Annotated in this window: 24 protein-coding genes and 2 pseudogenes; 7 read left to right on the top strand and 19 right to left on the bottom strand. The window is 34.0% G+C overall.

The features are described from left to right. Positions 1-38: 38 nt before the first annotated feature. Positions 39-1,337 carry a PTS sugar transporter subunit IIC gene (locus I580_RS08550; protein WP_034860191.1) on the bottom strand — a complete coding sequence of 433 codons (1,299 nt, stop codon included), beginning with the start codon at positions 1,335-1,337 and terminating at the stop codon, positions 39-41. A gap of 668 nt (positions 1,338-2,005) precedes the next feature. Between I580_RS08550 and I580_RS08545 the strand changes: the two genes are divergently transcribed. Next, complete coding sequence (locus I580_RS08545; protein WP_010771565.1) at positions 2,006-4,219, top strand: M60 family metallopeptidase; 2,214 nt, start codon at positions 2,006-2,008, stop codon at positions 4,217-4,219. 188 nt (positions 4,220-4,407) lie between these two features. Here I580_RS08545 and I580_RS08540 read toward each other — a convergent pair whose 3' ends face one another. From I580_RS08540 to I580_RS08525, 4 genes are all read right to left on the bottom strand, one after another. Continuing rightward, on the bottom strand, positions 4,408-5,127 hold the full coding sequence (locus tag I580_RS08540) for an LXG domain-containing protein (protein WP_010771564.1): 720 nt from the start codon (positions 5,125-5,127) through the stop codon (positions 4,408-4,410). Further along, complete coding sequence (locus I580_RS08535; RefSeq protein ID WP_010771563.1) at positions 5,117-5,491, bottom strand: YecA/YgfB family protein; 375 nt, start codon at positions 5,489-5,491, stop codon at positions 5,117-5,119. The genes I580_RS08540 and I580_RS08535 overlap by 11 nt, the downstream gene beginning before the upstream one ends. Continuing rightward, a complete protein-coding gene (locus I580_RS08530) occupies positions 5,488-5,775 on the bottom strand; it encodes a TIGR04197 family type VII secretion effector (RefSeq protein ID WP_245558641.1) in 288 nt (95 codons plus the stop codon). The genes I580_RS08535 and I580_RS08530 overlap by 4 nt, the downstream gene beginning before the upstream one ends. Before the next feature lie 483 nt (positions 5,776-6,258). Next, on the bottom strand, positions 6,259-6,711 hold the full coding sequence (locus I580_RS08525; RefSeq protein WP_010771561.1) for a hypothetical protein: 453 nt from the start codon (positions 6,709-6,711) through the stop codon (positions 6,259-6,261). 297 nt (positions 6,712-7,008) lie between these two features. Here I580_RS08525 and I580_RS08520 point away from each other — a divergent pair, with 297 nt between their 5' ends. Beyond that, the gene (locus I580_RS08520; RefSeq protein ID WP_010771560.1) at positions 7,009-7,200 is read left to right on the top strand and encodes a hypothetical protein; all 192 of its coding nucleotides are present in this window, start codon (positions 7,009-7,011) and stop codon (positions 7,198-7,200) included. After that, positions 7,193-7,363, top strand: coding sequence for a hypothetical protein (locus I580_RS16925; protein ID WP_155855916.1), 171 nt, complete (start codon positions 7,193-7,195; stop codon positions 7,361-7,363). The genes I580_RS08520 and I580_RS16925 overlap by 8 nt, the downstream gene beginning before the upstream one ends. A 28-nt stretch (positions 7,364-7,391) precedes the next feature. Here I580_RS16925 and I580_RS17395 read toward each other — a convergent pair. From I580_RS17395 to I580_RS08505, 4 genes and pseudogenes are all read right to left on the bottom strand, one after another. Next, positions 7,392-7,514: pseudogene (locus I580_RS17395) on the bottom strand (DUF3788 family protein); the annotation flags it as partial. 802 nt (positions 7,515-8,316) lie between these two features. Further along, positions 8,317-8,624 (bottom strand): annotated as a pseudogene (locus tag I580_RS08515) (WXG100 family type VII secretion target); the annotation flags it as partial. A 50-nt stretch (positions 8,625-8,674) separates the two neighbouring features. Then, the gene (locus I580_RS08510; protein WP_010771557.1) at positions 8,675-9,085 is read right to left on the bottom strand and encodes a hypothetical protein; all 411 of its coding nucleotides are present in this window, start codon (positions 9,083-9,085) and stop codon (positions 8,675-8,677) included. 14 nt (positions 9,086-9,099) lie between these two features. Then, positions 9,100-10,293 (bottom strand): Tle-like phospholipase domain-containing protein, encoded by a 1,194-nt coding sequence (locus I580_RS08505; RefSeq protein ID WP_010771556.1) that lies wholly within the window; start codon positions 10,291-10,293, stop codon positions 9,100-9,102. Between the two features lie 135 nt (positions 10,294-10,428). Between I580_RS08505 and I580_RS16450 the strand changes: the two genes are divergently transcribed. Beyond that, on the top strand, positions 10,429-10,791 hold the full coding sequence (locus I580_RS16450; protein WP_155855915.1) for a DUF1433 domain-containing protein: 363 nt from the start codon (positions 10,429-10,431) through the stop codon (positions 10,789-10,791). Here I580_RS16450 and I580_RS17330 read toward each other — a convergent pair. Then, entirely contained in the window at positions 10,777-10,905 is a 129-nt protein-coding gene (locus tag I580_RS17330) for a hypothetical protein (RefSeq protein ID WP_010771554.1), read from the bottom strand. The two genes, I580_RS16450 and I580_RS17330, sit on opposite strands and share 15 nt — an antisense overlap. 135 nt (positions 10,906-11,040) lie before the next feature. Between I580_RS17330 and I580_RS16445 the strand changes: the two genes are divergently transcribed. Both I580_RS16445 and I580_RS08490 read left to right on the top strand, forming a co-directional pair. Continuing rightward, positions 11,041-11,409 carry a DUF1433 domain-containing protein gene (locus I580_RS16445; protein ID WP_010771553.1) on the top strand — a complete coding sequence of 123 codons (369 nt, stop codon included), beginning with the start codon at positions 11,041-11,043 and terminating at the stop codon, positions 11,407-11,409. Between the two features lie 1,049 nt (positions 11,410-12,458). After that, entirely contained in the window at positions 12,459-12,692 is a 234-nt protein-coding gene (locus tag I580_RS08490) for a RepB family plasmid replication initiator protein (RefSeq protein ID WP_034860189.1), read from the top strand. Between the two features lie 4 nt (positions 12,693-12,696). On the opposite strand, the gene I580_RS08485 is transcribed toward I580_RS08490, so the two are convergent. Next, positions 12,697-14,559 carry an Ig-like domain-containing protein gene (locus I580_RS08485; RefSeq protein ID WP_010771552.1) on the bottom strand — a complete coding sequence of 621 codons (1,863 nt, stop codon included), beginning with the start codon at positions 14,557-14,559 and terminating at the stop codon, positions 12,697-12,699. A 1,256-nt stretch (positions 14,560-15,815) separates the two neighbouring features. Here I580_RS08485 and I580_RS08480 point away from each other — a divergent pair. Then, on the top strand, positions 15,816-16,124 hold the full coding sequence (locus I580_RS08480) for a hypothetical protein (protein WP_010771551.1): 309 nt from the start codon (positions 15,816-15,818) through the stop codon (positions 16,122-16,124). 52 nt (positions 16,125-16,176) lie between these two features. Here the strand turns inward: I580_RS08480 and I580_RS08475 are convergent, their stop codons facing one another. From I580_RS08475 to I580_RS08435, 8 genes are all read right to left on the bottom strand, one after another. Next, positions 16,177-16,575, bottom strand: a complete 399-nt coding sequence (locus tag I580_RS08475) for a cupin domain-containing protein (RefSeq protein WP_245558640.1) — start codon at positions 16,573-16,575, stop codon at positions 16,177-16,179. Positions 16,576-16,765: 190 nt separating this feature from the next. Then, entirely contained in the window at positions 16,766-17,836 is a 1,071-nt protein-coding gene (locus I580_RS08470; protein ID WP_010771549.1) for an HpaII family restriction endonuclease, read from the bottom strand. Next, a complete protein-coding gene (gene dcm / locus I580_RS08465; RefSeq protein WP_010771548.1) occupies positions 17,836-18,957 on the bottom strand; it encodes a DNA (cytosine-5-)-methyltransferase in 1,122 nt (373 codons plus the stop codon). The genes I580_RS08470 and dcm overlap by 1 nt, the downstream gene beginning before the upstream one ends. Before the next feature lie 846 nt (positions 18,958-19,803). Beyond that, entirely contained in the window at positions 19,804-20,076 is a 273-nt protein-coding gene (locus I580_RS08460; protein ID WP_245558639.1) for a hypothetical protein, read from the bottom strand. A 16-nt stretch (positions 20,077-20,092) separates the two neighbouring features. Beyond that, positions 20,093-20,395 (bottom strand): hypothetical protein, encoded by a 303-nt coding sequence (locus tag I580_RS08455; RefSeq protein ID WP_010771546.1) that lies wholly within the window; start codon positions 20,393-20,395, stop codon positions 20,093-20,095. A gap of 3 nt (positions 20,396-20,398) precedes the next feature. Next, on the bottom strand, positions 20,399-21,682 hold the full coding sequence (locus I580_RS08450) for an Mbeg1-like protein (RefSeq protein WP_010771545.1): 1,284 nt from the start codon (positions 21,680-21,682) through the stop codon (positions 20,399-20,401). 1 nt (position 21,683) lies between these two features. Continuing rightward, positions 21,684-22,082 (bottom strand): DUF1310 family protein, encoded by a 399-nt coding sequence (locus I580_RS08445; RefSeq protein WP_010771544.1) that lies wholly within the window; start codon positions 22,080-22,082, stop codon positions 21,684-21,686. 1,092 nt (positions 22,083-23,174) lie between these two features. Then, positions 23,175-23,555 (bottom strand): hypothetical protein, encoded by a 381-nt coding sequence (locus I580_RS08435; RefSeq protein ID WP_010771542.1) that lies wholly within the window; start codon positions 23,553-23,555, stop codon positions 23,175-23,177. Positions 23,556-23,756: the final 201 nt, after the last annotated feature.

The following is a 23,756-nucleotide window of genomic DNA, read 5'->3' as shown; positions in this document are numbered from 1 at the left end:
CGGTTTCGCTCCACTCTTTCTAATCTCTTGCACTCGCTTTATTTTACGATAGCATGTTCTTTTTCTAGTTCATTATTATCATAAATCATAACAAATGGATAATAGATCACAATTGAAATAATAATCAAAATAACATTTAATACAGCTGCTCGCCAGTCACCACCCGTTGCTAAGTATGCACCAATTGGTCCAGGTAATGTCCAAGGTGCAGTAAAAATCACACGATTTACCAAACCTAATTGTGTCGCAAACCAAGCAATCGTCGCTGTAACCATTGGAGTTAAAATAAACGGAATAATCAAAATCGGATTTAACACAATCGGTGTTCCGAAAATCAATGGTTCATTGATATTAAAAATAGCTGGTGCTAAGGTTGCTTTTCCAAGTTTTGAAGCAAATTGAGATTTTGTCTTAAACGCTAGCAATAAGGCTAAACCAATCGTACAACCTGAACCACCGATCCAGATAAACCATTGATAAAACGGTTCTGCTGCAATATTTGGCAACTCTTTACCAGCAGCCATTGCTGCAGTATTTCCATCTAACAATTGTAACCATAATGGTCTTGCTAATGACCCTACGATCGATACGCCATGGATTCCGAAAGACCAAAAGAATGTAATCATAAAAATCAGGAATAAAACACTTGGTAAACTATCTGCTGCACTTACTAAAGGGCTTACAATTTTAGAAATTGTTGAATGCCAATCAAACCCAATAAAGTAAGTCAGTGTTGATATACCTAAAATAACAATCAACGTGGGTGTCAAGGTTTCAAAAGATCGAGCCACGGCTGGTGGTACTTGTTCAGGCATGGTGATTTTAAATCTTGACTTGTCTGTGATTCGATAAATTTCAACAGCCAAAATGGATGTAATAATACCAACGAACATCCCGCCACCACCTAAATTAGCCATCGGCAGTACAAACCCAGTGGTACCAGCTACATCTAATGCTTCCTCTGGAATGTTGACTGGAACAAACGTCAATAAAAAGGCGATCGTCGCTAAAATCCCGCCTGAAATAACGTCTAAATTGTACGTTTTAGATAAACTTGCTCCAATACCAAACGTTGCATAAAGAGTCATAATAAACATTGTCATTCGATATGGCAATAAAATCGTTGCGGCATTTGACGTTAGAAACTGTGTAATTCCCCAATCTGCCGGCAGCGGTGGAAAGGCAATGATCAAGAAAAAAGAACCAATAATAATCAATGGTAATGTTGCGATGATCCCATCTCTAATTGCACGCAAATGACGTTGATTCGCTAATTTCGCCATAGGACCCGCTAAATGTTCTTCAATAAATTCAGTAAACTTTTTCAATGCTCTCATCTCCTATTTCACATTCAACTCGTATAAAAGCCCTTACAAAAAAATTCAAACTAAAACCTACACTATTGCATACCTGCACAAACCTGCCTCTTTATTCCGACAAACTAAACACTGTCTACTACGAATCAACCTACTTTCTCTTCCGTTCCCTCCCCTTCTGTTGTTCGTTTTGTTCATTAATAAAGTAAGCAGAAATCTATCGATGTCAGACCTTGCTTTTATCGACACCCTCATCATACATTTAAAGAATCTTTTTTTCAACATTTTTAAATAAAAAACGAAATAATATTTCAAAAAAATAGTTTATAAATTAAAAAAGTGTATATATTTAATCTAAAAGGATTAAATATATACACCCCTAAAATTTTAAATGATATTAAATTCCTAAAAATAAGAGAATCCTATTAACAACTATTTTAGTCATCCAAAAAGAGAGCTTTTTACGCCCTTTTTTGGTTAGATATTTTTCTACTGGTCAAAAACGAAGAACTCCACTCAGTGAAATCAAATCCAAATTTCATCCTAATCACATCTTTCGTCATGTTACTGTTTAGAAAACAGTAGCTGGCGATCAAAAAACAGAATTTTTTTGACTAATTTTGGCTAAAAAATGAGAAAACACTAATTTATACTGAATTTAATTAAAAAGAAAGCGGGGCAAAAATAAAATGAAAAAGAAGAAATATTATATTTCACTGGGGACTTCACTGTTAGCGTTGGCTGCAACTGGCCTTTTCCAAACACCCGATGTCTATGCTCAATCTGTAAACGGTGAAACACTTGTACAAAATCAACTAAAACTTAGTGAGCAACAGCCAGGTGTTAAATCAGAACTTTTGCAATCAGAAGACACAGCTATTTATCGAAAAAATCAATTAGACAATACGTTTGGTCCTAGTAATAACCAATCAACTGGGGTTTACAAAAGAAGTACAGACACTATCACAATCTATATTGACGAAAACACAGATCAAACACAGATGCCAACCTATACGATTTCGCCAATTACTTTAACACAATCCCGAGATGGGAATCCACAAAGAATCCCCTTGAAAAAAGGAAAGAATACGATCAATAATACCAATGAAGGGATTATTCATTTACAAAACATTACTACTGCTACTGCCCAACAAAAGTTGGTTGTATCAGTCGATGGTGGCGTTCGGCTTCCTCGATTTATTTTAGGAAAAACAACAGAAGCTGATTGGCAAAAACAAGTACAGCAAAATCCCAATGCACCAGGATATGAACTATTGGGAACACGTATGTTGATCACAGGCTCTAAAGCAACCATAGACAAAGTAAAAAATCCAAAACAAATCGTAGAGACTTACGATAAAGTGATTACCTTTCATGATCAGACCGCAGGCTTAGATGACAGTTCTTCTCTACACAGAAAAAACCGTGGCTTAATCCAACATATGCGTGAAACTCAAGAACCTGGTTATTACATGTATGCTTGGTTTAGTCACACTGCTTATTCTAAAGGTACTGGAATGACAAACCTTCTCGCGGCTAACATCGATTCTATTTGGGGCCCGATGCATGAATTAGGTCATACCTATCAAATGAATCGGATGACTTGGAAAAACCAAACAGAAGTAACTGTAAATATTTATAGTTTGCGTAGCGAAAAACAACTAGGGGTTAGAAGTCGCTTAGAGCGAAACAATGTCTATGACAAAATCTTCACCTACTTTAAACAACCTAATAAAAACTACGATAGCAACACGGATCTTTTTGTAAAATTAGGGATGTTTTGGCAATTAGAATTAGCGTTTGGAGATAATTTCTATCCTCAACTACACAAATTATATAGAGAAGAAGCAAAAAATCTAAAGAGTGATGTAGAAAAACAACAATACTTGATCCTTTCGGCTTCAAAAATTGCCAATAAAAATTTACTCCCTTATTTTGACATGTGGGGCTTACCTAGCACAGCTGAAACAAGACAAGCCGTTCAAAAATACCCAGCATTGACCCATAAAATTTGGGAATACCGTGATGAGCTAAAAAATCCAATCAGTCCAATCGACCCAGCCAAGCCAGAAAAAACAGCAGCACCCACTAACCTTTCTGTACTTGATGTAAAACATGATGCAGTAAAATTGAACTGGTTGGCTAGTCAAGGAAACTCCGCCATAAAAGAATATATCGTCTATCGCGATGGCAAAGAAGTTGCTCGAACAGCTACAACTGAACTGATAGATAAAACAGTTCAGCCAGCAACGTCCTATACCTATACAGTTGCTGCAGTCAATACAGCAGGAGAAACTTCTGCTAACAGTGCAAATCTACAAGTAAAAACACTATCAGCACCAATTGTTGAAACTCCTGCACCAAGTAAGCCAACGAATCTTGTTTCCAGCAACATCACCCAAGATTCTCTTACGTTACATTGGGCTCCTTCAAGCAGCTCCATTGGTATTGCTGGCTACACTATTTACCGTGATGGTGTAAAAATCAGCACTGTCAGAATACCTTCATTTAGCGACACTCAATTGCAATCAAATACAACCTACACCTATCAAATTGCAGCATTTGATAATAGAAATCAAGAATCCAGCAAAAGTGATCGCTTTACAATAAAAACCAAAGAAGCTGATAATAACCTTTCTGCGTGGGCAAACAATAAGGTTTATACGGCAGGTGATAAGGTTCTTTATAATGGAATTGAGTACGTAGCAAAATGGTGGACACAAGGAAATCGCCCTGATCAATCAGACGCTTGGAAAACACTTTCCACTATTGTTATGGAATGGGAAACGAAAAAAGCTTATAGTGGCGGTGATACTGTGACGTTCCAAGGCCAAACATTTAAAGCAAAATGGTGGACGCAAGGCAATCAGCCTGGAAGTTCTCCAGTTTGGGAAAAGATTTAAAGAGGGAATAAACGCCAGCAGTCTGTTTCATCACTGCTGGCGTTTATTTTATGTTCTCTTTTATAATATTTTTAATTCTTTCAATCCTTCTTTCTTCGAATTTTTTTCATATAAAAGTTATCTCTTCAAGCTCACCATTCGTTCTTAACAGAACTTCATTTAGCACTACTTCTTCCAGTTCCCCACTATTAATTCAAGTTGGGTTCTCGTGTATCCGACTCCATTCTGTAAACCTTCCAATTTTTTTGCATCTCAGTATGTTTAAACGAACCTAATTTTTTCTGCCGTTTATCCCACTCTTTCCCGATCGATTTCGTCCAAGTTAAACTCATCCTAGACAACTCAAAAGTTCCTGAAACAGGATTCCACGCCACACCTTTTTCTACTTCTGCCAATCCTGCATCTAAATTAGCTAACTGTGTTTCAAATTCTGAAAATAAATTGGGCGAACTTGCATTAAACTCATATAATTTCTGTAGTTTTTCTTCATTTTTCTGAACCGAACTTTGTACCCCTAGATAGCGTTGCTGCATGCGTGGGTTAGGCTCTTTTTCTTTAGCCATCGCGTGTGCTATATTTTGCAATAAAGCTTGTCCTTGGGCGATTTCAGCTCTTATTTGTTCTTCGATTACATCACATGTGTCAACCGACGATTGAAACGATTCTGGGAATTTACTGTGCGCTTCAATTAAAGCCTCACATGCTAATATAAATCCCTTTGCTAAAGAAGGATAAACAACTGAGAAATACAACTTTGCTGAGTCATACGTTTCACTGGATAACGGCGCATGCATGAATGTATTAACGCTATCTGTCAGCATATTGCAAAATCGGATATATTCCTTGGCCATTTGTTTTGCAACCGCACTTTGAGCTTTTACTTCGCTTATATAAAAATCAATAGCCATAACAATTCTCCTCCACGACGGTCTTATCAGCAAACAATCTAGTCCTCTCAAGGAATAACGCTTCTTTTCTATCCCTTAACTGGACTTCCTCATCTACCAAACGTTCCGCTATGTCTTCTAAACGCTGGCGTTCATATTGATGTAACCGATTAGCTTGATCATCTAATTCCATAAAATAATCGATAAATTGTGAGCCTTGATTATTACCGATCAGTTCTTGGTAATAGCGTTGTTCTTGATAATGGATTGAAAAATAATCCGCTTCCAACTCTTCCAATTCGCATATCTCTTGGCGTTTTTCTTCTTGATCAATACTGATCTGCTGTAAGCGTTGGTTGATTATGCGTTCTTTTTCTTTAATCATTTGTGCTTGTCACCTCCAAATTTTAGAGAGAATGGAGCAAAATCATCGTCTTTTCTGATTTTTTGATCCATCTTGCTAGATTCTTTTGTTAGCGAATGGATAGTATGATTGTCACGAGCAATTATCTTGGAAACACGTTGCCCACAACTGTAAATACTAGTTAAGCTATTTTTTGCATTACTATTCCCACTAACCGTAGTTCGTTCTGCTTTGTGTACAGCCTCATTTACCGATAAAAATTCGCTAGCAACTTGGCTAAATCGAGCTGAAACGCTCCCCACCATGGTTAGACTCCTTTTAATACCTGACATATCTCGAACACCTCTACCTACTATTATGGTCTTCTAGCTTATAATACTTCAACTTCCATTTTGACACATTTACATGTCTTATAGCTATCAAATATTTCTTTGTGACACAAAAAAATTGCAAATCTGTGGTATAAAATGATAATTATTACAAAAAAACATAATAACAAATAGTTAAAATAAAAAAATAGTGAAATAATAGAAAAACAGTTTTCAAGTGCTGATGTATAGTAAATTTCAAAGTCACTTCAATATAAAATATAATAGGATCCAAGTAACTGAGACATAATGCGACAAGTCATACCCTATCCGAATAAACAGTAACGCACAGAAGCAACTCCTACGTTACACTTCTGTCCATCCTCAGTATGTGTATTTTTTAGTTTAAGATATCAAATACTTCTATACAATCGTAAAAAAACTGTCGACAACTTCTCGACAGTTTTTTACCTTAAAACACTATGATTTTACATAAGTTACTTTATTTCCTAACTCACTTGCAGCAAACTGATTTGCTTCAAAAAAAGTTTTGATCATTTTCCCATTCTTTAGACAAATCACAATATGTGGTGACTTTCGAAAAGAGATAAAACTTGAACCAATCCCTGCTAGATTCCAACTGCTGGTAATCGTAAAATAGCTGATTTCTTCATACATCAGAACTTTCTTACGCTTAAAATGAACTAGCTCCAAACCAACCTCATATAGGTATAGCCCATCTTTTCTAAAGATAAATTGAAAAATCGCTAAGACCGTAAAAACGGTCCCAATCACTAATCCAATCTGTATCCCTAATTGGTCTGCATTGCCAAATAGAATAAATCCATACACCACTATTGCTGGCACTAAAAAGAATAACCCCAACAAAATTCCTCTCCGATAAGCATCGGAATATACCCTTCCCAACTCCATTTTTTTCTCCTTTTTGTTTATTTATACCTCTTTTATCGTATCATTTTTGGATTGGCAGAAAAAGAATGAATTTATTGACTTTTTGATGGATATTGAATAATTTTATGTTCCAAAATAATTTTGATAGCGTATCAGCCTCTACGCTCCATTACTAACAAGTTAATTTAGTTCATCTAGTGCTTCTGGGTATCAAAAAACGAAACCTATTCGTTCAGAATCTGTACCAGAAGATATTCTTGCTGCTGAAAGAGAAGATGAAGAAAGAAAAAACTTCAAGAAGAGTTTTTTCAAAAAGCGATGAAATTCCGTGATCTCTCTTTTGAAGTACAAGCTGAGTTGTTTTCTGAAGCTAGAGAAGTTGATACTTACCGAATGCCAAATGCTACACATTTTTTAGACACCTTAGCTACCCTTATAAATTTTGACTTAGAAAAATATTGGGATCAAGTTCTTAATGATGCCCAGTCTGAAGGTGAGAATATTGGCTAATAAAACTATAAAAGAAATTGCTGATGAGCTCGGAATTTCTAAAGATAAGGCACGCTACAGAGCGGGGAAATTACCACGGAATTTTACGTACCAAAAAAATGGAATTACATGCCTTAGAAATAACGGATATAAAAAAATTTTAGAAGAAGTGAGCGGGACATAACTCTTCGAGTCATATCCCACTCACGTGGAATCCGTATAAACGGTGGGAGCAGAAGCAATCCCTTCGGAAATAAGCTGAAATTCACAAAAATTTGAAGAGCAATTTTCGTGAATTCCTTCTTATTTCTCGGGATTAAACACTTCTGTCCCATCCTCTTCCGCGGCTTCACATACCCAAAATTTGACAGATTCAACTTTTAATATTTTGAAAAAAGAACTTGAAGATAAGAATACTCAACTCGCAAATAAAGATGAACAACTGGTTACCATGCAAAAACTACTCGATTAGTAATAACAACTCACCCTCCAGTCAAATAAACAAATCGAGCAGCTAGAAGCTCAATTGCAAATTGGATCTCAATATCCTGAAGAGAAACAGCCTTCAGCTGAAGAACCAAAAACTGATCCTGATTTGATGCCGGACAAAAAGTGGTGGCATTTTCTCCGGAGAGATTCTTGATTTTTGGTTTGATCAATGGAAAGTCACTGCACGCAAAAATTCCACCTTTTGAAAAGATGGGTATATTTGGGCACTATAAATTTTAGTGGTCATTTTATCAGAAGATATCTAAGCTCTTTTTATGTTCCAAATATGTTCTTACTATGTTCCTAACGTGTCCCAAACATGTTCGAATTGTGTTCCTCACTCTCTTTTCAGGTACCCGCACAAAACACCTAGCACTGCTAGAATACCTAAACATGTGGGTACAGATTTCCCTTATGCTCTTTCACACGTGTTATCCTGACAAACAGCACGTGTGAATATAACACGCTAGTCGCTCTGCTAACGTTCTTTTTCACAAAGTTTTTGACTGATAAAAGTTAGTGCTCATACGCCCTCTTTACCTATACCAATTGAAATTCACAAAGAAAGCCCGCTTATCGGTTGATAGGCGGGCTGCTAAGGTTAATCTGGATTATGTCTACTAAGTGATTAAATAACGTCTGATTCAAACCAAAAGAGCTTGCGTCTTGTTGGTCACGTTGCGCCACTGTATCCGCGTATTTGTTCAATTGACTATTAATACTAATCAGTAATTCTTCCATTTTTTTACATTTCCTTTTAATTGATTGTATTGTTCTAAATACGATTGAAATGCTTGATCTTTCCATTCTTGCGCGATTTGTTGATTCATAGAATTCACTTTATAAATTGCATCTTGAATTTGTTGTTGAGATTGAGTGTAAACCTTTGCTTGCGATTTTAGTTGTTCGGGTGTGACTGAAATTGCTCCTACCTTTTGATTCTCTCCTTTTTTGATTCAATATTTATAGTTTTATTTCATAACTTTCTTTTTTATAGATGATCGCGTTAGCTAAAAGAATTACTGTTAAATTCAATGGTATTAACTGAGTTACGGACAGCAACCAAGGATTGTTCCAATTTTTTACCACTTTTCCCTTTAATCATTTGTTTTCCTTTTATCGCAACAACTTTTTTACTTGCATTTTGTGCATCTGAATTAAGATTTTTTTTAGTTTTTTTAGCTCCAGGTTTGTATTCGTTGCAGACGGTTTTACATTCTTGTATTAACGCTAATTTTTGTACTCTCTTTTTCTCTTGTTTTTTGTAGTAATCGAGCTCTATCTTCAACAGAGTAACATTCGTAGTTTTGTGTGTTAAGCTTTGTTTATCACTAGGTTTCTGAGCTTCTCTATTGTATTCATCAATTTTTCTCTGATAATAATTTATATTTGATTGATAAGATGCGTCTAACTTCATAGTCAATAACCTCTTTATAGTTTGAATGAATTGGCTTCTGCTCTATCCTCGTCTACAGCTTTTGTAGCCGAATTCTGCATAGCAATGCCTATTTTCCTAATATTTTGACTTGCTTTTTTTATATTTGCTTTTAATTCAAGTGATACGTCAGTATTGTAAGTACTTGGAGTATTTCCTTTGCAAAACGGGAAAACTGATTGAATAACTTCGTTCACGTCTGAATCAGATAATTCAGAATAACAGCCACCATTCAGTCCATTTTGAATCGATTTCATTAAATTCATAATAGCCATACCTTCACGCTCTTCAAAATTTTGAAGTTGTCGTAATGTCTTTAATAGAGATTCTGAAAGATTTATAAAATCTCTTCCTGATGCATTTAAAGTAGAGGGATCATAGAATATTTTAATACTCCCATCAGAATTGAATATACCTGAAAATGACTTATTCATATGGCCTACTACTGGAAATTTTGCAGAATTTGACTGCACTAAAAAACGCTTACCTATTGTTTTTCCTAAAGGAACAAACCCCACTGGATCAAGTTCATGTCTATAATCTCTAATTCTATTATTGTAGTACCCTTGATCAACTAAATCTCGGTATTTTTTAGGTAAAATACGATAACAGCGAGCAGCGGCAAAAGTTGTCGCATTTTTATTATTCATAACGCCCATAAATTGAGCTAATGCACCACCTAGACTATGACCTGTAAAACTATAATCAGCAGGTTTTCTATTATTTACTACCTTATTTACCCATTTTTCATATTCAATAAATTGATGATTATCACTGGCAGAACCTTTACTCCAGCCAGCTAATGAATGAGAAAGGATAGGATTTTTAATAGTATTCGATGCATTTTCTGCAATAAATCTCACGTATTGCGTTTTGGAAGAATTCTCTTTTATTTTATCTATTGATAGGTTTGTTCCTAATTGATTAAAATTTGTCGTCCAATCTTTTAGTTCAGAAGAGCCACGAGAAACAAAGATAATATTATCAGGTTGTCCACCATTTTGGATTTTGTCATAATCAGCTTGATCTACTACCGCAACTGCTTGTAATCCGGATTCTTTATCAATAGAATTAATTACAACAAACTTTCCATCTACAGTTCTAATAACACTACCTACTTTTAAAAGACTATCTTCGTAACTATTGAAAGATAACTTTGAAAAAGTTTCATCTTTAATTTTATTAGACATCGAGTCCTCCTTGTATTATCATTTAGTAATTAATAACTATACTATCACAAGAGGTGTGTTATGATAAGAAAAAAATATATATGTTTAAGTATTTTAATGTTGACAATTGTACTAGCGTTTGGAGGATGTAAAAGCATGGAAGAGAGCGAAATGAATTATTACATGAAGGAACAGAAACCAAGAATTGAGAAATTTTTAAAATATCACTATAATAACATCGATTCTGTAACTTTAACAGGTACTCAAAAGAACCCTATGGGCGGTTTTTTTATACAGGGATATATTAACGGAGATGAAAATCTATCAATATCTGTTCAAGGAGAAGTTGGAACAAATATTGAATATGTTGATGGACTCAATATTGACTTTGATAAAAAAAATAATAAATCAAACAACAATAAATCAGTTTCTGAAATAGAAGCAGAGGAAAAAACAACTATGTCTTCTTCCGCTAGAATGAGTTTATGGAAAGAAAAATACGGATCAAAAACAACTTGATTTTAAAAGAAAACTGAGATTTGTCTTTAGCACCGCTCCCATAGTTAAATTTTCATCTTCGTAACTATCGAAAGATAACTTTGAAAAAGTTTCATCTTTAATTTTATTAGACATCGAGTCCTCCTTATATTATCATTTAGTAATTAATAACTATACTATCACAAGAGGTGTGTTATGATAAGAAAAAAATATATATGGTTAAGTATTTTAATATTGACAATTATACTAGCGTTTGGAGGATGTAAAAGCATGGAAGAGAGCGAAATGAATTATTACATGAAAGAACAGAAACCAAGAATTGAAAAGTTTTTAAAATATAATTATAACAATATTAAATCAGTTACATTAACGCAAGCTAATAAAAATCCAATGGGTGGATTCTCAATTAAAGGATATGTTAATGAGAATAAAAATTTAAAAATATCTGTACCTGCATCACTTGAATCGGATATTGAGTATGTAAATGGTTTAGCTGATCCTTTCTTTGAAAAAAATTATAAATTTCCTGGACAAGATACAAAATCAGTTTCTGAAATAGAAGCAGAGGAAAAAACAACTATGTCTTCTTCCGCTAGAATGAGCTTATGGAAAGAAAAATATGGGTCAAAAACAACTTGATTTTAAAAGAAAACTGAGAATAGATAAATTTAGTAAGGTATTTTTTTAATTCAGAAGTAAACCAATTAATTTTAATGTTTTTGCATGCTAAAAGAAATGTGAATGGTTGCACCAAATCTGTAAAAACAATCCGTTTCATGGTACCAAAAAAAATCCCGACATTGTCGGGTTGGGTCCGCTTTTGGACCCATTTTTACCTTATGCTCTCGCAATAATCATTTTTTGAGCCTAGCGACAAGAAAAAACTTGAAAAGAGATTTTCATATCCTTTTTTTAGTTCTCACTACAATGCTATTTTACCATAGTTCACTTTAAGCAAGCGTTTTCTTTCCGGCTCATTGTCTTTTTCTGGTGATTCGGTCAAAAGACATCTTAGGATACTCATGAGAGTGTCCTTTTTTGTGTTTACCGATCTAAACTTGAAAATCTTCTAAAAAAAACGTGCCTGAACTACTATAAAACACCTATTTAATTTATCCTGATCGATTGTTTTCTCGGCATAACGAATGTAATTTCTCACACACTAAAAATAGCGTTTAAAAGTCATTTTAAACGGTTTTGATTTCTGACTGATGAAAATTTAGCCGATTCTGATGACAAAAGTCCTTAAATCGAATTTCAGGGCTTTTAAACGGCATTTAATTCTACTAGTTCTGTTTTTGGCTTGTCAAAAAAGAAATGCTAAAAAAAAAGACTTATTTCAACAGGGTTGTTAGGGCTTTCCCTGACCGCCTGTAAGGCTCCGTAACCAGAAAATAATTATAACTAAAGCAAACAGTTAAAACGGCTTACACAAGTGATGAGAGGCTTCCAATGACCTCTTTAAATTCTTTGTTTTAGGTTTTAGCGAGGGAGCCAAAGGCGACCGCTGCAAGTAAAATGTATGAGGGGTATTCTCACACTCCTTTTTTGGAGGTCTTATTTTCCAAGTTTAATCTTCGCGAACCTCGTTGAGGTAAAAAGTGAGCATATTTAGGCGGGAGATCTCTTTTATTCCATACTGATGATTTAAAAGATTTAGCTAAATTTTCTGATAAGCACCAACAACGTTGGGAATTGACAATGAAAAATGTAGCAATAAAATTGCTCAGTTGACCTATTACGAAGAAACTGAACAAAAATTTGAAGTGATGACTCTATTTAAAAAGTTATCAGTTAATTTTGAAGAACGGTCAATTACAGTAGGCGTTTCCGAGGAATTTGACTATATATTAAATAAACTTCAGGCACAATTTACTGTTTATGAACTTGAAAAATTTACTCAAATTCAATCCACTTACTAGTCCTTTACTTTATTGTTAAGTGTACTTTAGCTTCAAGATTCGAATAATTCCACAGGAAACTATATCTATTATAGGCGCTAATTGTTGCTTGTCCTAATTTTTTCACTGTGACAAGTCCAGTGTTTTTATCTACCGTAGCAATTGACTCATCATTACTTTTCCAGAAAATATTTTTATATGTCGGATTTAAAATTGTTGTATTTACTAGCTCATGTTGCAATTGAATGCTGTCTCCTATTTTTCCAGCCAATACTTGATCTGTTACCACTTGATTTCGTGCATCTTTGATTGTTATGTTTCCTAAATGAACATTTTCTTTCTTATCAATGATAAAATTATATTTTCCACCTACATTCATACGTGGTCCATATAAATTAAATTCTTCTAACTCAATAAATAATCGTTCCCCTTTTTTCATTGAGAATGTTTGAAACGAACCAAAATTAGACCAGCCCTTTTCTCCTGTATCGTAAAACCACATAAAGCGTGTCATGCATTGAGATGCTGCTGAATAATCATAGTAGCTGTATTCTCCATCTTCTGGTGCTGTAAAAAGAAATACATCCTGATCTCCATCATATTTTCCAGTTAAATCGATACTCTCACTCGAGTCGTAATCAAAATAGCCTGTCATTTCTTCGCCTAAAAGAACAGCCGTTGCTTCACCACTATAATAATCAGAATGATCATCTGTCACCACAGTAAAATGATCTGATACTTCAGGATTCTCTTCAGAACGAGCAGTAATCACTGTTCTACCCACTTTATGTGCTGTCACTTTTCCTGTTTTATCAACGGATGCAATGCTTGGATCAGCACTTTCCCATTTGATCGATTGATCGGCTTCTTGTGGTAAAATTTTAGCTTGAAATATTTGAGGTTTTTTATATAAAACCTTGTCTAATTCTTTTTTATCAAGAATTTGAACTTTTTCAGGTGAAGCAACAGCTGCCTCGTTTACAAATTGATAAATCATGGCAAATTTTTCTTTCGATATTCTACTTCCTTTTGATAAAACGGTTTCCGCCCATCCTGCAGTGCCATAAATTGTAGACATCACTGCGTTTACGCGTTTATTGCTATCATAAATTGGCGAACCACTGTTACCACCTGTAGCATCAAATTTTGTGGCTACCGCATCTTTTCCCCATGCAAGTTTACCATCGATAAATTCAGGAATCGTTTTAGAATCTGTATACATTGTCGCACTAAATTCACCCGGATAACCAGTCAGTGTGAATACATCAGATTCATTTTCCAAGTAATTGACACCTAACCAACCTGTGTGGTTCCCAATCGATTTATCCAGTTTCAGGATAGCGATATCCCAATCAACCGTACTGGACTTCTCTACATAGTTTGCCATAATATACATTTTTCTAACGGTCGTTTCTCCGAATGGCAAATTATTCCAACCAATTCTTCCTGGTGTCACTTTCGTATGCTTAGAAAAACCATTTTCTTTGCTCCATACAGCATGCGCACAAGTTAATACAGTATCCTTACCAATCAAAACACCACTACCTTGGCCAGCCCCTCCTGTACCTTCCGCATTTCTATAAGTTAAGACAGTTGAAATTGGTGAATAAGGAAATAGAGTTGGATCCTCAACCCGTTTTCGATCGTCTTCACCAATGATACCGATCTTTCTTCCTGTCGGATTTGATGGATCATACGCATCTAAGGTTTCTGGCATTCCTTCATACATGACTTCCTCAAACGAAACACGTTTTTCCTCTCTTGTTTTAAAATCTACTTCAATAAAATCATAATTACTTTGTGCTACTGTCGTTTGGGGATTCATAAACACTAGACTACCAACAAAAAAACTAAACAAAATTCCCCAGCTTATTTTTTTCTTTCTCATCACTTTACTCCTTTTTTAGTTATAATTTTAGCAAATATATTTTTGATTGTCATCAATAATTGATAATCATATTTTACAATTTAAATATAAAAACTAACACAGAGTAATCTTGTTATCAATAAACTACAAAAACCCACGCTTGATTTGACCAAGATTCGCAAATTATTTTTTTATCTTAGCATCAAAACACGTATTTTTGATTGTTGAAAAATATAAAAGTTTTGTTATTTTTTCTTATATATAAGAGAGCTGTTTTTGATGTTATTTAATGGGTAGAAATGCTGAATTTCGTTGCGGTGGGGATTGGCTTTCTGTATAATAAATTGTGTAGGATAGAAATTCGGATCGAGATTGGGATAAACGGTGGTACAAAAAAAGCTCCTACTGAAATAAGCTGAAATTCACAAAAAATTGAAGAACTTTTTTCGTGAATTCCTTCTTACTTCTCGGAGCTAGACGTTTTTTTCTCAATCTCTGTTCAAAACATATAAATAAAAATTGGCACTTCAATCGTTCGGCGGCAACCTTACGATCGAAGCCTTGTTAAGACTTTAAGAGCAAGTCCAAACAAGTTGCCAATAGTGCTAGCAACATGTACTAGCTTCTTTATTGTACCTAAAATAGGGTGAGATTTCTAGGGAATCTTTGCTTTTTCTGGGCGTGATTGGTTGTTGTGTATATGGGATTAGACTATTGTCGACGGTATTGGGCATCTGCTCAATGCCGTTTTTTTTCTGTCCTACGACTATGTTTGAAAGGAGGAACGTTTTAAAAATCGATGAAAAACTGGATAAAACAAAAAGGCACTTCATCGTTTGGCGGCAACCACACGATGAAGCCTTGCATAGAAAGTTAAGAGCCAATCTATACAAGTTGCCAATTTGCTAGCACCGAAGCACTAGCTTCTTTATTGTACCTAATTTTCTTTTGAAATTCTAGTTGGTTTTGGGAATTTCATGAGGTTGATGGTTGTTTAGGAGTGAATTGTGGGTTTGGTTTGGCTGATTGATGACGGTATTGACTGGTTCGGTATCGTTTTTTGTTTTACTCTGGGAAAAGGCGTTATGAATACCGCAAGGCTTTGAAAGTCGTTTGTAACGCTGGGTTATAGGTTTGCCTCGTCAATGCGTATATAGAAAAAAGTCGCTGAATTCAGAAATTCAGTGGAAAAACTGGCGGGAGAAGTTGGGTTTGAGCTTGGGTTTCGTTTGGCGCTTATCGGCTTTTCTCCGCCTTATTTAAAGGAGATCAGGAGAATGGATAAACAAGGACAGCATTTAAAGGCGGTTACGTATCAGGATATTATTGAGTTACGGGATTTTATGGAGAAGATGGCTTCTTGGCAGGAGCCTTTAGCGATTTTGGATCATTTTTTTCAGTTTCGGTCTGGGCCGATTAATAAGAAACGGATTGTGAAAGAGTATTATGCTCGGGCGCAGATGTTTCATGCTTTTTATGAGGATTATAATCGGTTGATTGAGTTGGGGGATGAATTGGTGATGGAGATGGTTAGGGCTGAGAAGGTTGGGACTGGGGTTGAGGTTAGGAAAATGGATTTGGAATAGAGTGCGTATGTTATAAAAGAGGATGGAGATGATCCATCCTCTGAATGTTGCTTTATTCCTTATTTAAAATGGTTGCTACTTCGCTATCGCTATATTCTTTTTTGTCATTTTTTATTATTTCTCGATTATCCATTCCTTGAGGGACAAATCTGAATACGGCAAATGTTGCTTCGGTATTTTGAAGATTTAGGATTCTATGTAGACTGTTATTCATGCGGATTACATCACCTTTTTGACAATCTTTATGGGATTTTTTACCGTCTGCTATTGTTTCAACTCTGATTTGTCCATCGGTTATTACTAGTATTTCTTCGATGCTTTGGTGGGTGTGCCATCCTTGGGTTGTGTTTCCTGGGACGGAGTTTAGATGGATTTCGAATTCTGGAAAGATGTAGTAATTTACATTTGTTCCGTCTTCTTTTTTGGCGAAAATGGAATCGTTTTTTGTCATTATTTCTATGAGGTTGTTTAGCAATTTAAGCTGCAGTCCTTTCAGATTGAATAAATTAAGTACGTCTTTATTTTTGAGGTGATTTGCTTATATGTAAGAAGAGGATGGAAGCAATGTTCCACCCTCTATGAGTTATTTCTGTTTTATGAGATCTTAAATTTCACCTAACATTATCATAGTTCAAATAGCACTAACTTACAAATCTAATTTGTAAATTCAAATTAAAGAAAGTTTTGCCATTTTCATTATATAACTTTCCAAAATCATGTCTACTTTGTGAGCCACTTTCAAATTTAGAACTGATGAATAAATAATTTTTAAGTGAGTTTCTATTGTACAAATGGAAACAAGCTAGGTCACCATCCCGTTTAACAACAATATAGCCACCCGTTGCTTCATCATCACCACTCCACTTTTTACTGGGCATCATTCCTAGAGCTACATTCATTAACAATTGTTTGAATTTATGTGTATACAGACATAAATCATCTTTATCCTCGATATGTTCATCTGTAAAAATATCAGATATTTTAGTAACTTGTTTTGAATTTGAATACAATAATGCATCAGCCACTATTTTAGGCATCTCATAATCTATCATCTGCAAGTTAAACTGAAAATTTTTATTCATGCATTCTTTAAATTCTAGACTAATTCCTTTTGACTCTAGCTCGTTTAATTTAAATTTTGGTCCCCCTTCTATACTATTAATTCTTTTAAGTTCACTAAATTCCAAAACTTCAGATAACTCGTATTTAAAATTAGTCGCTTTACTTGCATTCAATAGTGTTGGTGGAGAGCCTAATTGAGATTTAATACTAAAATCCAGTATAGGTTCAGAACCAGTATTTGAATCCCTAACTTGAATGGTTATATCACTCTTTGTACTATTATCAGCAGTTAATTTGTTTACTTTTATGCTTTTCAAAAAGCTATCAATTTCAGTAATATAATTCTTTTCTCTACCTTTAATATTTTTAATTTCGTCAAATAAAAAATTAGAATAATAAATGAATTTAGATATATCAACTTCTATACTAATTTCATTTTCAATGTCTACTATTTGAATATTTTTTAAGTTTCTATTATATTCAAAAACACCATTTTTCTTTTCCAACCTCATAACTTTTAATATATTATAGAAAATATCTTCTCTTAAATTTAAAAATTCATCTGCTCCATAAATTTTTCCGTCTGCCAATACTTTAAGAAGTACGTATAGTTCACTCCATTCGCCCTTATTACCTCTTAGATTACTCATTATATATCTCCTAATTTACGTAATATTTTAACTATGTGCTTGGCCATACTCTCAATTACAGGGATGGTTACTGCATTTCCAAACTGTTTATATTTTTGAGTATCAGATATATCTTTTGGAAACTCAAATTGATCGTGACCTTTTTTATCTACAAAAGCGTAATTAATAAATCCTTGGAGTTTCCCCCATTCTCTAGGTGTCATATTTCTAATTCCTTTAGAATTGATTGGTGTCTGTTTATTACTAACATGTACTCCTGCAAACTCATTACTATCAAGTATTAAATTTCTCTCTTTTCCCGATCCACCTGTAGCCAAAACAGCATTGGATATAAGCGGAGAATTTCTGGCTGGATCGTTTACAACCATATAACCAAATCCATTTCCTTTTTTTGAATGCCTATTACGATGGTTTTCCAAAGTATTTAACATCCCTTCTGCTAGATAATATTTAGCAGGAGCCCCTTTTTCAATCAAATCATTTAAGTCATTATACAAATTTATATCCTCTCTTCTTTTTGGTAGTTCTTCTACAGCTTCCAATAAATTATCTCGTCCATAAACTCTATTATTGAATCCTATTATATACACACGAGGCCGATTTTGAGGAACTCCAAAATTTCGAGAATTTCTTATAAATGAACTTCGGTCCCATGTTAAATTTCCTAAATCATCTTCTTCAACACCAATAATAGTGTAATCCAATTCATGCACCAATACTTCCATAATAGTAGAAATAGTATTACCCTTGTCATGAGAAAATAAATTATCCACATTTTCTAAAAGAAATACTGACGGCTTATTTTCTTCAATTATTTCAGCAATATCAAAAAATATTGTTCCTCGTGTTGCATCCATAAATCCTTTTTGATTTCCAGCTCTACTAAATGCTTGGCAGGGGAACCCCGCTAATAAAACATCAAAATCTACTTTTTTTAATTTATCCTTAAAATGTCTAGAAGTTATATCTCCTGTAGGATCATCACCAAAATTATGCTTATATGTTTTTATTGCAAATTGATCAATTTCTGCAGAACAAACATTTTTAAATTCCCCTGTTAGTTCAAATCCTCGCCTAATGCCACCAATTCCTGCACACAAATCTATCATTTTTAAAACCATTAGTAATCAACTCTCCAAACGCTAAAAATAAGATACTAGTAATTTTCATATTTTCAATCAACAAATTACTGTTCTCATATTATAGCACAGAAAAAAGTTCACTCTATTATCAACGCATATGATTTATCTATACAGACTTACTCTTCTCAACAAAAAAACAATACCGTTCTTATACCTAAATAGTTGTACTGATAAAAGGTTTCGGCTCATGGGATATATTCTTAGCGGTACTTTTTAAGAAGGTATGATTGAGGTGCAACTATTTTAGGCTGTGCGTTAATCGTCGCAATTGCTATACTTTCAGGAGGATTATTACTTGACTTATCTGCAAGTACAGTTACAGATACCGCAAATCATATTAAGGGTGAAATCAAACATGGATTATTGTTAGAGTTAGAAATCGGTGTATTTCTTCCATTTCAAATCGATAAAAAGAATAGATGGGTGCTACAGCATCCATTCAGTATTTCTAAGATGACTATGATTATTAAAACAATTTTATAAGAGCTTAGTAACTCACTACATTTTTTGCAGAAAAAATCGATTTAAAAAAAGGGCTAAAAGAGCTATTACAAGAATAATTGTTGACATAATAGTCTTCCTCTCCGCGAAATGATTTCTTTTGTAATTATATACTAACAAAGAGAAATAAATATATACATGTCTTTTTTAAGGACTTTACATAAATTTTACTATATATATTATCCCGTATAGAGAAAGAGTCAACAACCATAAAGTCATCAGTAAATATGTTGCACGTTTATCTATTTCAAAAGTAATGTCGGGCCTTGAAAAAAATATCTATACTTTAGAACCTACTCTAAAAGAACAAAAATATTCATCTTTTTAAAAATTATCCAGTGTTTGTTTTTGCTGCTCAAACACTTCTGTCACTTTTTTCCCGAATTGTCCTTTTACCGATTCTTGAAATGAGTTTCCTGTCGTCCCTATCATCGCAGTTGCCTCTTTCAATTCGGTTTCTCCTTGTGTTTTTATTGATTCTTTGTCCTTATTTTTTTGTTCATTCGTACTTTTTCCAAGCCCTTTTATTGCGAGTCGCTGACTCTCTTTTCGGAACGCTTTTTCTCGTTCCTTTCGCTTTTTTTCAGCTTTTACCAACAACTTTTTCCTCCTGCTATTTTAATTCTTGACGTTTCTTTCGATAAAATTGTTCGACTTCTTCTTGTTGCAACATAAGCTCTTTGCGCTCCTGTGCTAATTCTTCTAAATAATGGTCTTCATTTCGCTGTAATTCTCGTTGGGTTTCCATTATTGATTCCACAGAAGTGCCTCTTTTTCTTAGCAACTGACGCACCTGAAAAAAGATGTCTTGGGTATAGTCTTGTCCATTTCGCATATATCGTTTCACGGTATCTTCTCGTTCTTCTAATTCTGCCCTATTTCTTTGATAATCTCGTAGTAATTCTTCTGCTTCCATTATTTACGACACAAGCCCTTTTAATTGTTTTGCTAATTCTTGGTCTCGTTGGACTAATTCGGTAATCTTACCTCGTATTTCTTTTGCTAATTGTTGGAATTTTTCAGCCATTTTTTTTGCTTTATTTATCTTTTCTTTATACTCATTCACGGGTTCAGTCACAATACTTTGTTTCGTACAACCACCACTTGCTAATGCAGAGATGATTTCACTTTCTGATAACTCTACTCCGATCGAACGAGCATCCGTTAACGTTTCTGTCCATAATTTTTCTGCGTTTTGTATGCCTTTTTGATACACCATCACAACTGATAACATTGCCGTTTCAAATTCTGAGGAAGCATGACTCACAACTGCTAAGGCTTGACTATCATCTAAATAAATTTGCTCACCCGCAGATAAACTGCCACCACTTGCAGTAAATTTCTTCCTTAATTGTTCCAAGTTCTTTACTTGATCACGCATGATCAACCTATTATAGACATGTTTTGCTTGTTGGAATTGTACTAACGATTCCTTCGTTACTTGTAATTGTCCATTTTTAAACTGATACCCACCCCACATATGTTGGTCAATCATTCCTTTTTTCTTTGAATCAATAAAAATAAGCGTTCCTACATGTCGCAATTTAATGTTCCAATCCGTATGTCTATATCCAATCGGAACAATATCTTTTTCATCTACGAAATTAAAGATACGGTCTTTTAACTGAGCTACTCGTTTTCGTTGCTTTTCTGTCATCATACAATACGCATTCGGCCCTTGATAAAGAAAGGCACCATTCACTCGGTTCAACTTATCTTTTGAATCTAATGCTCCTAAAGCATATTGTGCATTTGAAGAAGCTTGGGAATGACCATATACATCAAAACGAGCATTTAAATACTTGTCCATCGCATTATTCAACGTTTTAGCAGAAGATTTCATTTGTTGTGTCGGATCGAATATAGTATTAGGATTCTTATAACTTTTCTCTATATTACTTAGTATTTGCTTATTGTTATCCCACCAATCACGCTTCACTTCTCCAGCTTGACTGCCTATTTTCTCTGGACTTGTAGAACCTTGATACAGTACCGTTACGTTATTCACTTCTGACGGTTTTTGTACTTTGGGATTGCCGTCAGTGATGATAAAAGACTGTTCCCCTGTTTTTTTATCATTTACTACTTTTGATACATAGCCTATCGTAGTACCATTATTATTTATTTTAACTGGGTCACCCTCTTTATATGAACGATACTCCATTTGCGCTATATCGACATTTTCTTTATCAGAATATCCCATACTAATTCTTTCCTTTTTTTAACAACTCTTCTAATTCCGCTGTATTTCCACCACCAGAATTTTCTAAAGTGCCATCTTCTGTATTTTTATTTAAAAGATTATACACTCTAAGTTTTTCATCATCATTTATAATTACGTCAAACATAATTCCTCCCATAGGATTGTGTTCTATACTCTCATAATCTATTTCATAAGATTTGATAATTCCCTCTGGTGTTAAAGCTTTTGAATCCAAGTTTTTTAACCCTATTTCTATCTCCCTTTTTGCTTGACCACTTTTTACCACATTTACCATTTCATCATTGAATCGTTTGTTATCCATATACACTTTCCCTCCGATACCTAGAATAATAACTAAAACTATTCCTACTCCTATTACTATAAATTTTCTTGTAATCATCCCTTACACCTCATCATTAATAAGTAAACTATAACATACTTGTAATTTGTTTTGTCGGATCAAACATAGTATTGGAGTTCTTATAACTTCCCTCTACTACTGCCATTGTTAAACAAATAATTAGTACTACTCCAATCACCAGATGCTTGTTTGTGTTTAAATTCCTCATATCTACAATCCATTAATTATCGTTCTTTTAGCAGCTTTTATCCTCCCGTGGTTAAAAGTGAACGTCTAGCTACTAAGATTGCATGATAGTATATACACTCAATTGTAATTCTTAAATAACTAAATGTAAATATATATATTTTAAATGTTTAATATGATTAGTTTTGAAAAAATTATAACTTTCAGTCATCAATACCAGTTTAAGTACTATTTTTAGTTTCTAAATTGTATATAAAAACAGATAACCTAGAAAATTATCATTTCCCAAACTATCTGTCTTGTTGATGTACATATATTTACTTTTGCATCCTAATCAAATCCATCACATCTCTTGGATTCCCTACATTCACACTAACTACCCTTGCTTGATCTAAAATACTTTGTGTTAACTGTCTGATTTCCTCTGAATCATTCGCATTTTCCTAGTCATTGACCAATGACTAGGAAAAAGATAAACTGTTATCGTTCCATTGAAATTAGCCATTCAGTTTTTGTTTTTATAGGCTTTGATTACGAATTCTTTTGCGCTGACAAATTTGCATGTTTCTGTTTGTATCTCTAGTGTAATAGTATTTTTTTCTTACATATTATTATAGAAACTTTATTTATAAAACACCCATAACCTAAGTTACTGACTAATTCAAAACAACAAACAATAAAGGTACTCCTAATAGTATCAATAATACTATAATCGAAATAACGATTAAACTTTTGCTAACTTCAAAAAGTCCATTCAGTAGTATTCTCAACATTATAATAAAAATGCTATTTACAAGAACCATCAACAAACTTACCAAATAATTATTTTCGATATTCCCATGAATCAAAAAATAATTTGCTCCTACATAAATGACAAACACAAATAGTGCACCTATAAATCTTTTTTGCTTATTCATCGTCATCATCAATCACATTCTTTCTTTTTTATTGATAAGACATAGAAGAAATTCCCCAATTTCTTACACGAACAATTACACCATTTTTGCTATTCTGTCCAACAAGACCTGCAACAGAAGCTACTATAGAATAGGCTAATCCCCATCCAATTCCTGGTGCAATTGCTGCAATAACACCCGCAGCCGCTCCCAACACCCAATAATAATTTTGAATCCATGTAGCACTAATATACACATCCCAAGAACCCCTACCTCGTGATATGATTTTCGTAACGCCATCTCTTCTAGGTAACATTATTTGACTAGTATCAACACCGCTTTTTTCAAGCAGTTTAACCATTTGACTGTCTGTTATAATTATTTCATCGGTATCTGTTTTAACGCCTAATTCTTGTGCTAATTGAATCACTTCTTATTTTTGTATTTCTGATAACTGTTGAGACTTTACTTGAGTCTTCTCTGCTTCATTAGCATAAACATTGGTTACCGACAAAGTCCCATAATATACCATCATAATAACAACACACAACATTTTAAATTTTTTCATTTGAATCACTCTTTTGTTTTTGTTAATTATATCTTACCATAAGAGACAAAAAATGAAAACGTT

It is taken from the genome of Enterococcus caccae ATCC BAA-1240, from assembly GCF_000407145.1.
GTDB lineage: Bacteria > Bacillota > Bacilli > Lactobacillales > Enterococcaceae > Enterococcus_L > Enterococcus_L caccae.
This window is presented reverse-complemented; position numbering and strand designations above follow the sequence as displayed.

Coding starts and splice junctions, on each gene's coding strand:
- I580_RS08505 (WP_010771556.1), bottom strand. CDS start 10,293: ATGTCTAATAAAATTAAAGATGAAACTTTTTCAAAGTTATCTTTCAAT.
- I580_RS08510 (WP_010771557.1), bottom strand. CDS start 9,085: ATGAAGTTAGACGCATCTTATCAATCAAATATAAATTATTATCAGAGA.
- I580_RS08480 (WP_010771551.1), top strand. CDS start 15,816: ATGGATAAACAAGGACAGCATTTAAAGGCGGTTACGTATCAGGATATT.
- I580_RS08470 (WP_010771549.1), bottom strand. CDS start 17,836: ATGAGTAATCTAAGAGGTAATAAGGGCGAATGGAGTGAACTATACGTA.
- dcm (WP_010771548.1), bottom strand. CDS start 18,957: ATGGTTTTAAAAATGATAGATTTGTGTGCAGGAATTGGTGGCATTAGG.
- I580_RS08550 (WP_034860191.1), bottom strand. CDS start 1,337: ATGAGAGCATTGAAAAAGTTTACTGAATTTATTGAAGAACATTTAGCG.
- I580_RS08450 (WP_010771545.1), bottom strand. CDS start 21,682: ATGGGATATTCTGATAAAGAAAATGTCGATATAGCGCAAATGGAGTAT.
- I580_RS08535 (WP_010771563.1), bottom strand. CDS start 5,491: ATGATTAAAGAAAAAGAACGCATAATCAACCAACGCTTACAGCAGATC.
- I580_RS08475 (WP_245558640.1), bottom strand. CDS start 16,575: ATGACAAAAAACGATTCCATTTTCGCCAAAAAAGAAGACGGAACAAAT.
- I580_RS08525 (WP_010771561.1), bottom strand. CDS start 6,711: ATGGAGTTGGGAAGGGTATATTCCGATGCTTATCGGAGAGGAATTTTG.
- I580_RS08455 (WP_010771546.1), bottom strand. CDS start 20,395: ATGGAAGCAGAAGAATTACTACGAGATTATCAAAGAAATAGGGCAGAA.
- I580_RS08540 (WP_010771564.1), bottom strand. CDS start 5,127: ATGGCTATTGATTTTTATATAAGCGAAGTAAAAGCTCAAAGTGCGGTT.
- I580_RS16450 (WP_155855915.1), top strand. CDS start 10,429: ATGGAAGAGAGCGAAATGAATTATTACATGAAGGAACAGAAACCAAGA.
- I580_RS08545 (WP_010771565.1), top strand. CDS start 2,006: ATGAAAAAGAAGAAATATTATATTTCACTGGGGACTTCACTGTTAGCG.
- I580_RS08485 (WP_010771552.1), bottom strand. CDS start 14,559: ATGAGAAAGAAAAAAATAAGCTGGGGAATTTTGTTTAGTTTTTTTGTT.
- I580_RS16445 (WP_010771553.1), top strand. CDS start 11,041: ATGGAAGAGAGCGAAATGAATTATTACATGAAAGAACAGAAACCAAGA.
- I580_RS08530 (WP_245558641.1), bottom strand. CDS start 5,775: ATGGTGGGGAGCGTTTCAGCTCGATTTAGCCAAGTTGCTAGCGAATTT.
- I580_RS17330 (WP_010771554.1), bottom strand. CDS start 10,905: ATGTCTAATAAAATTAAAGATGAAACTTTTTCAAAGTTATCTTTCGAT.
- I580_RS08445 (WP_010771544.1), bottom strand. CDS start 22,082: ATGATTACAAGAAAATTTATAGTAATAGGAGTAGGAATAGTTTTAGTT.
- I580_RS08520 (WP_010771560.1), top strand. CDS start 7,009: ATGAAATTCCGTGATCTCTCTTTTGAAGTACAAGCTGAGTTGTTTTCT.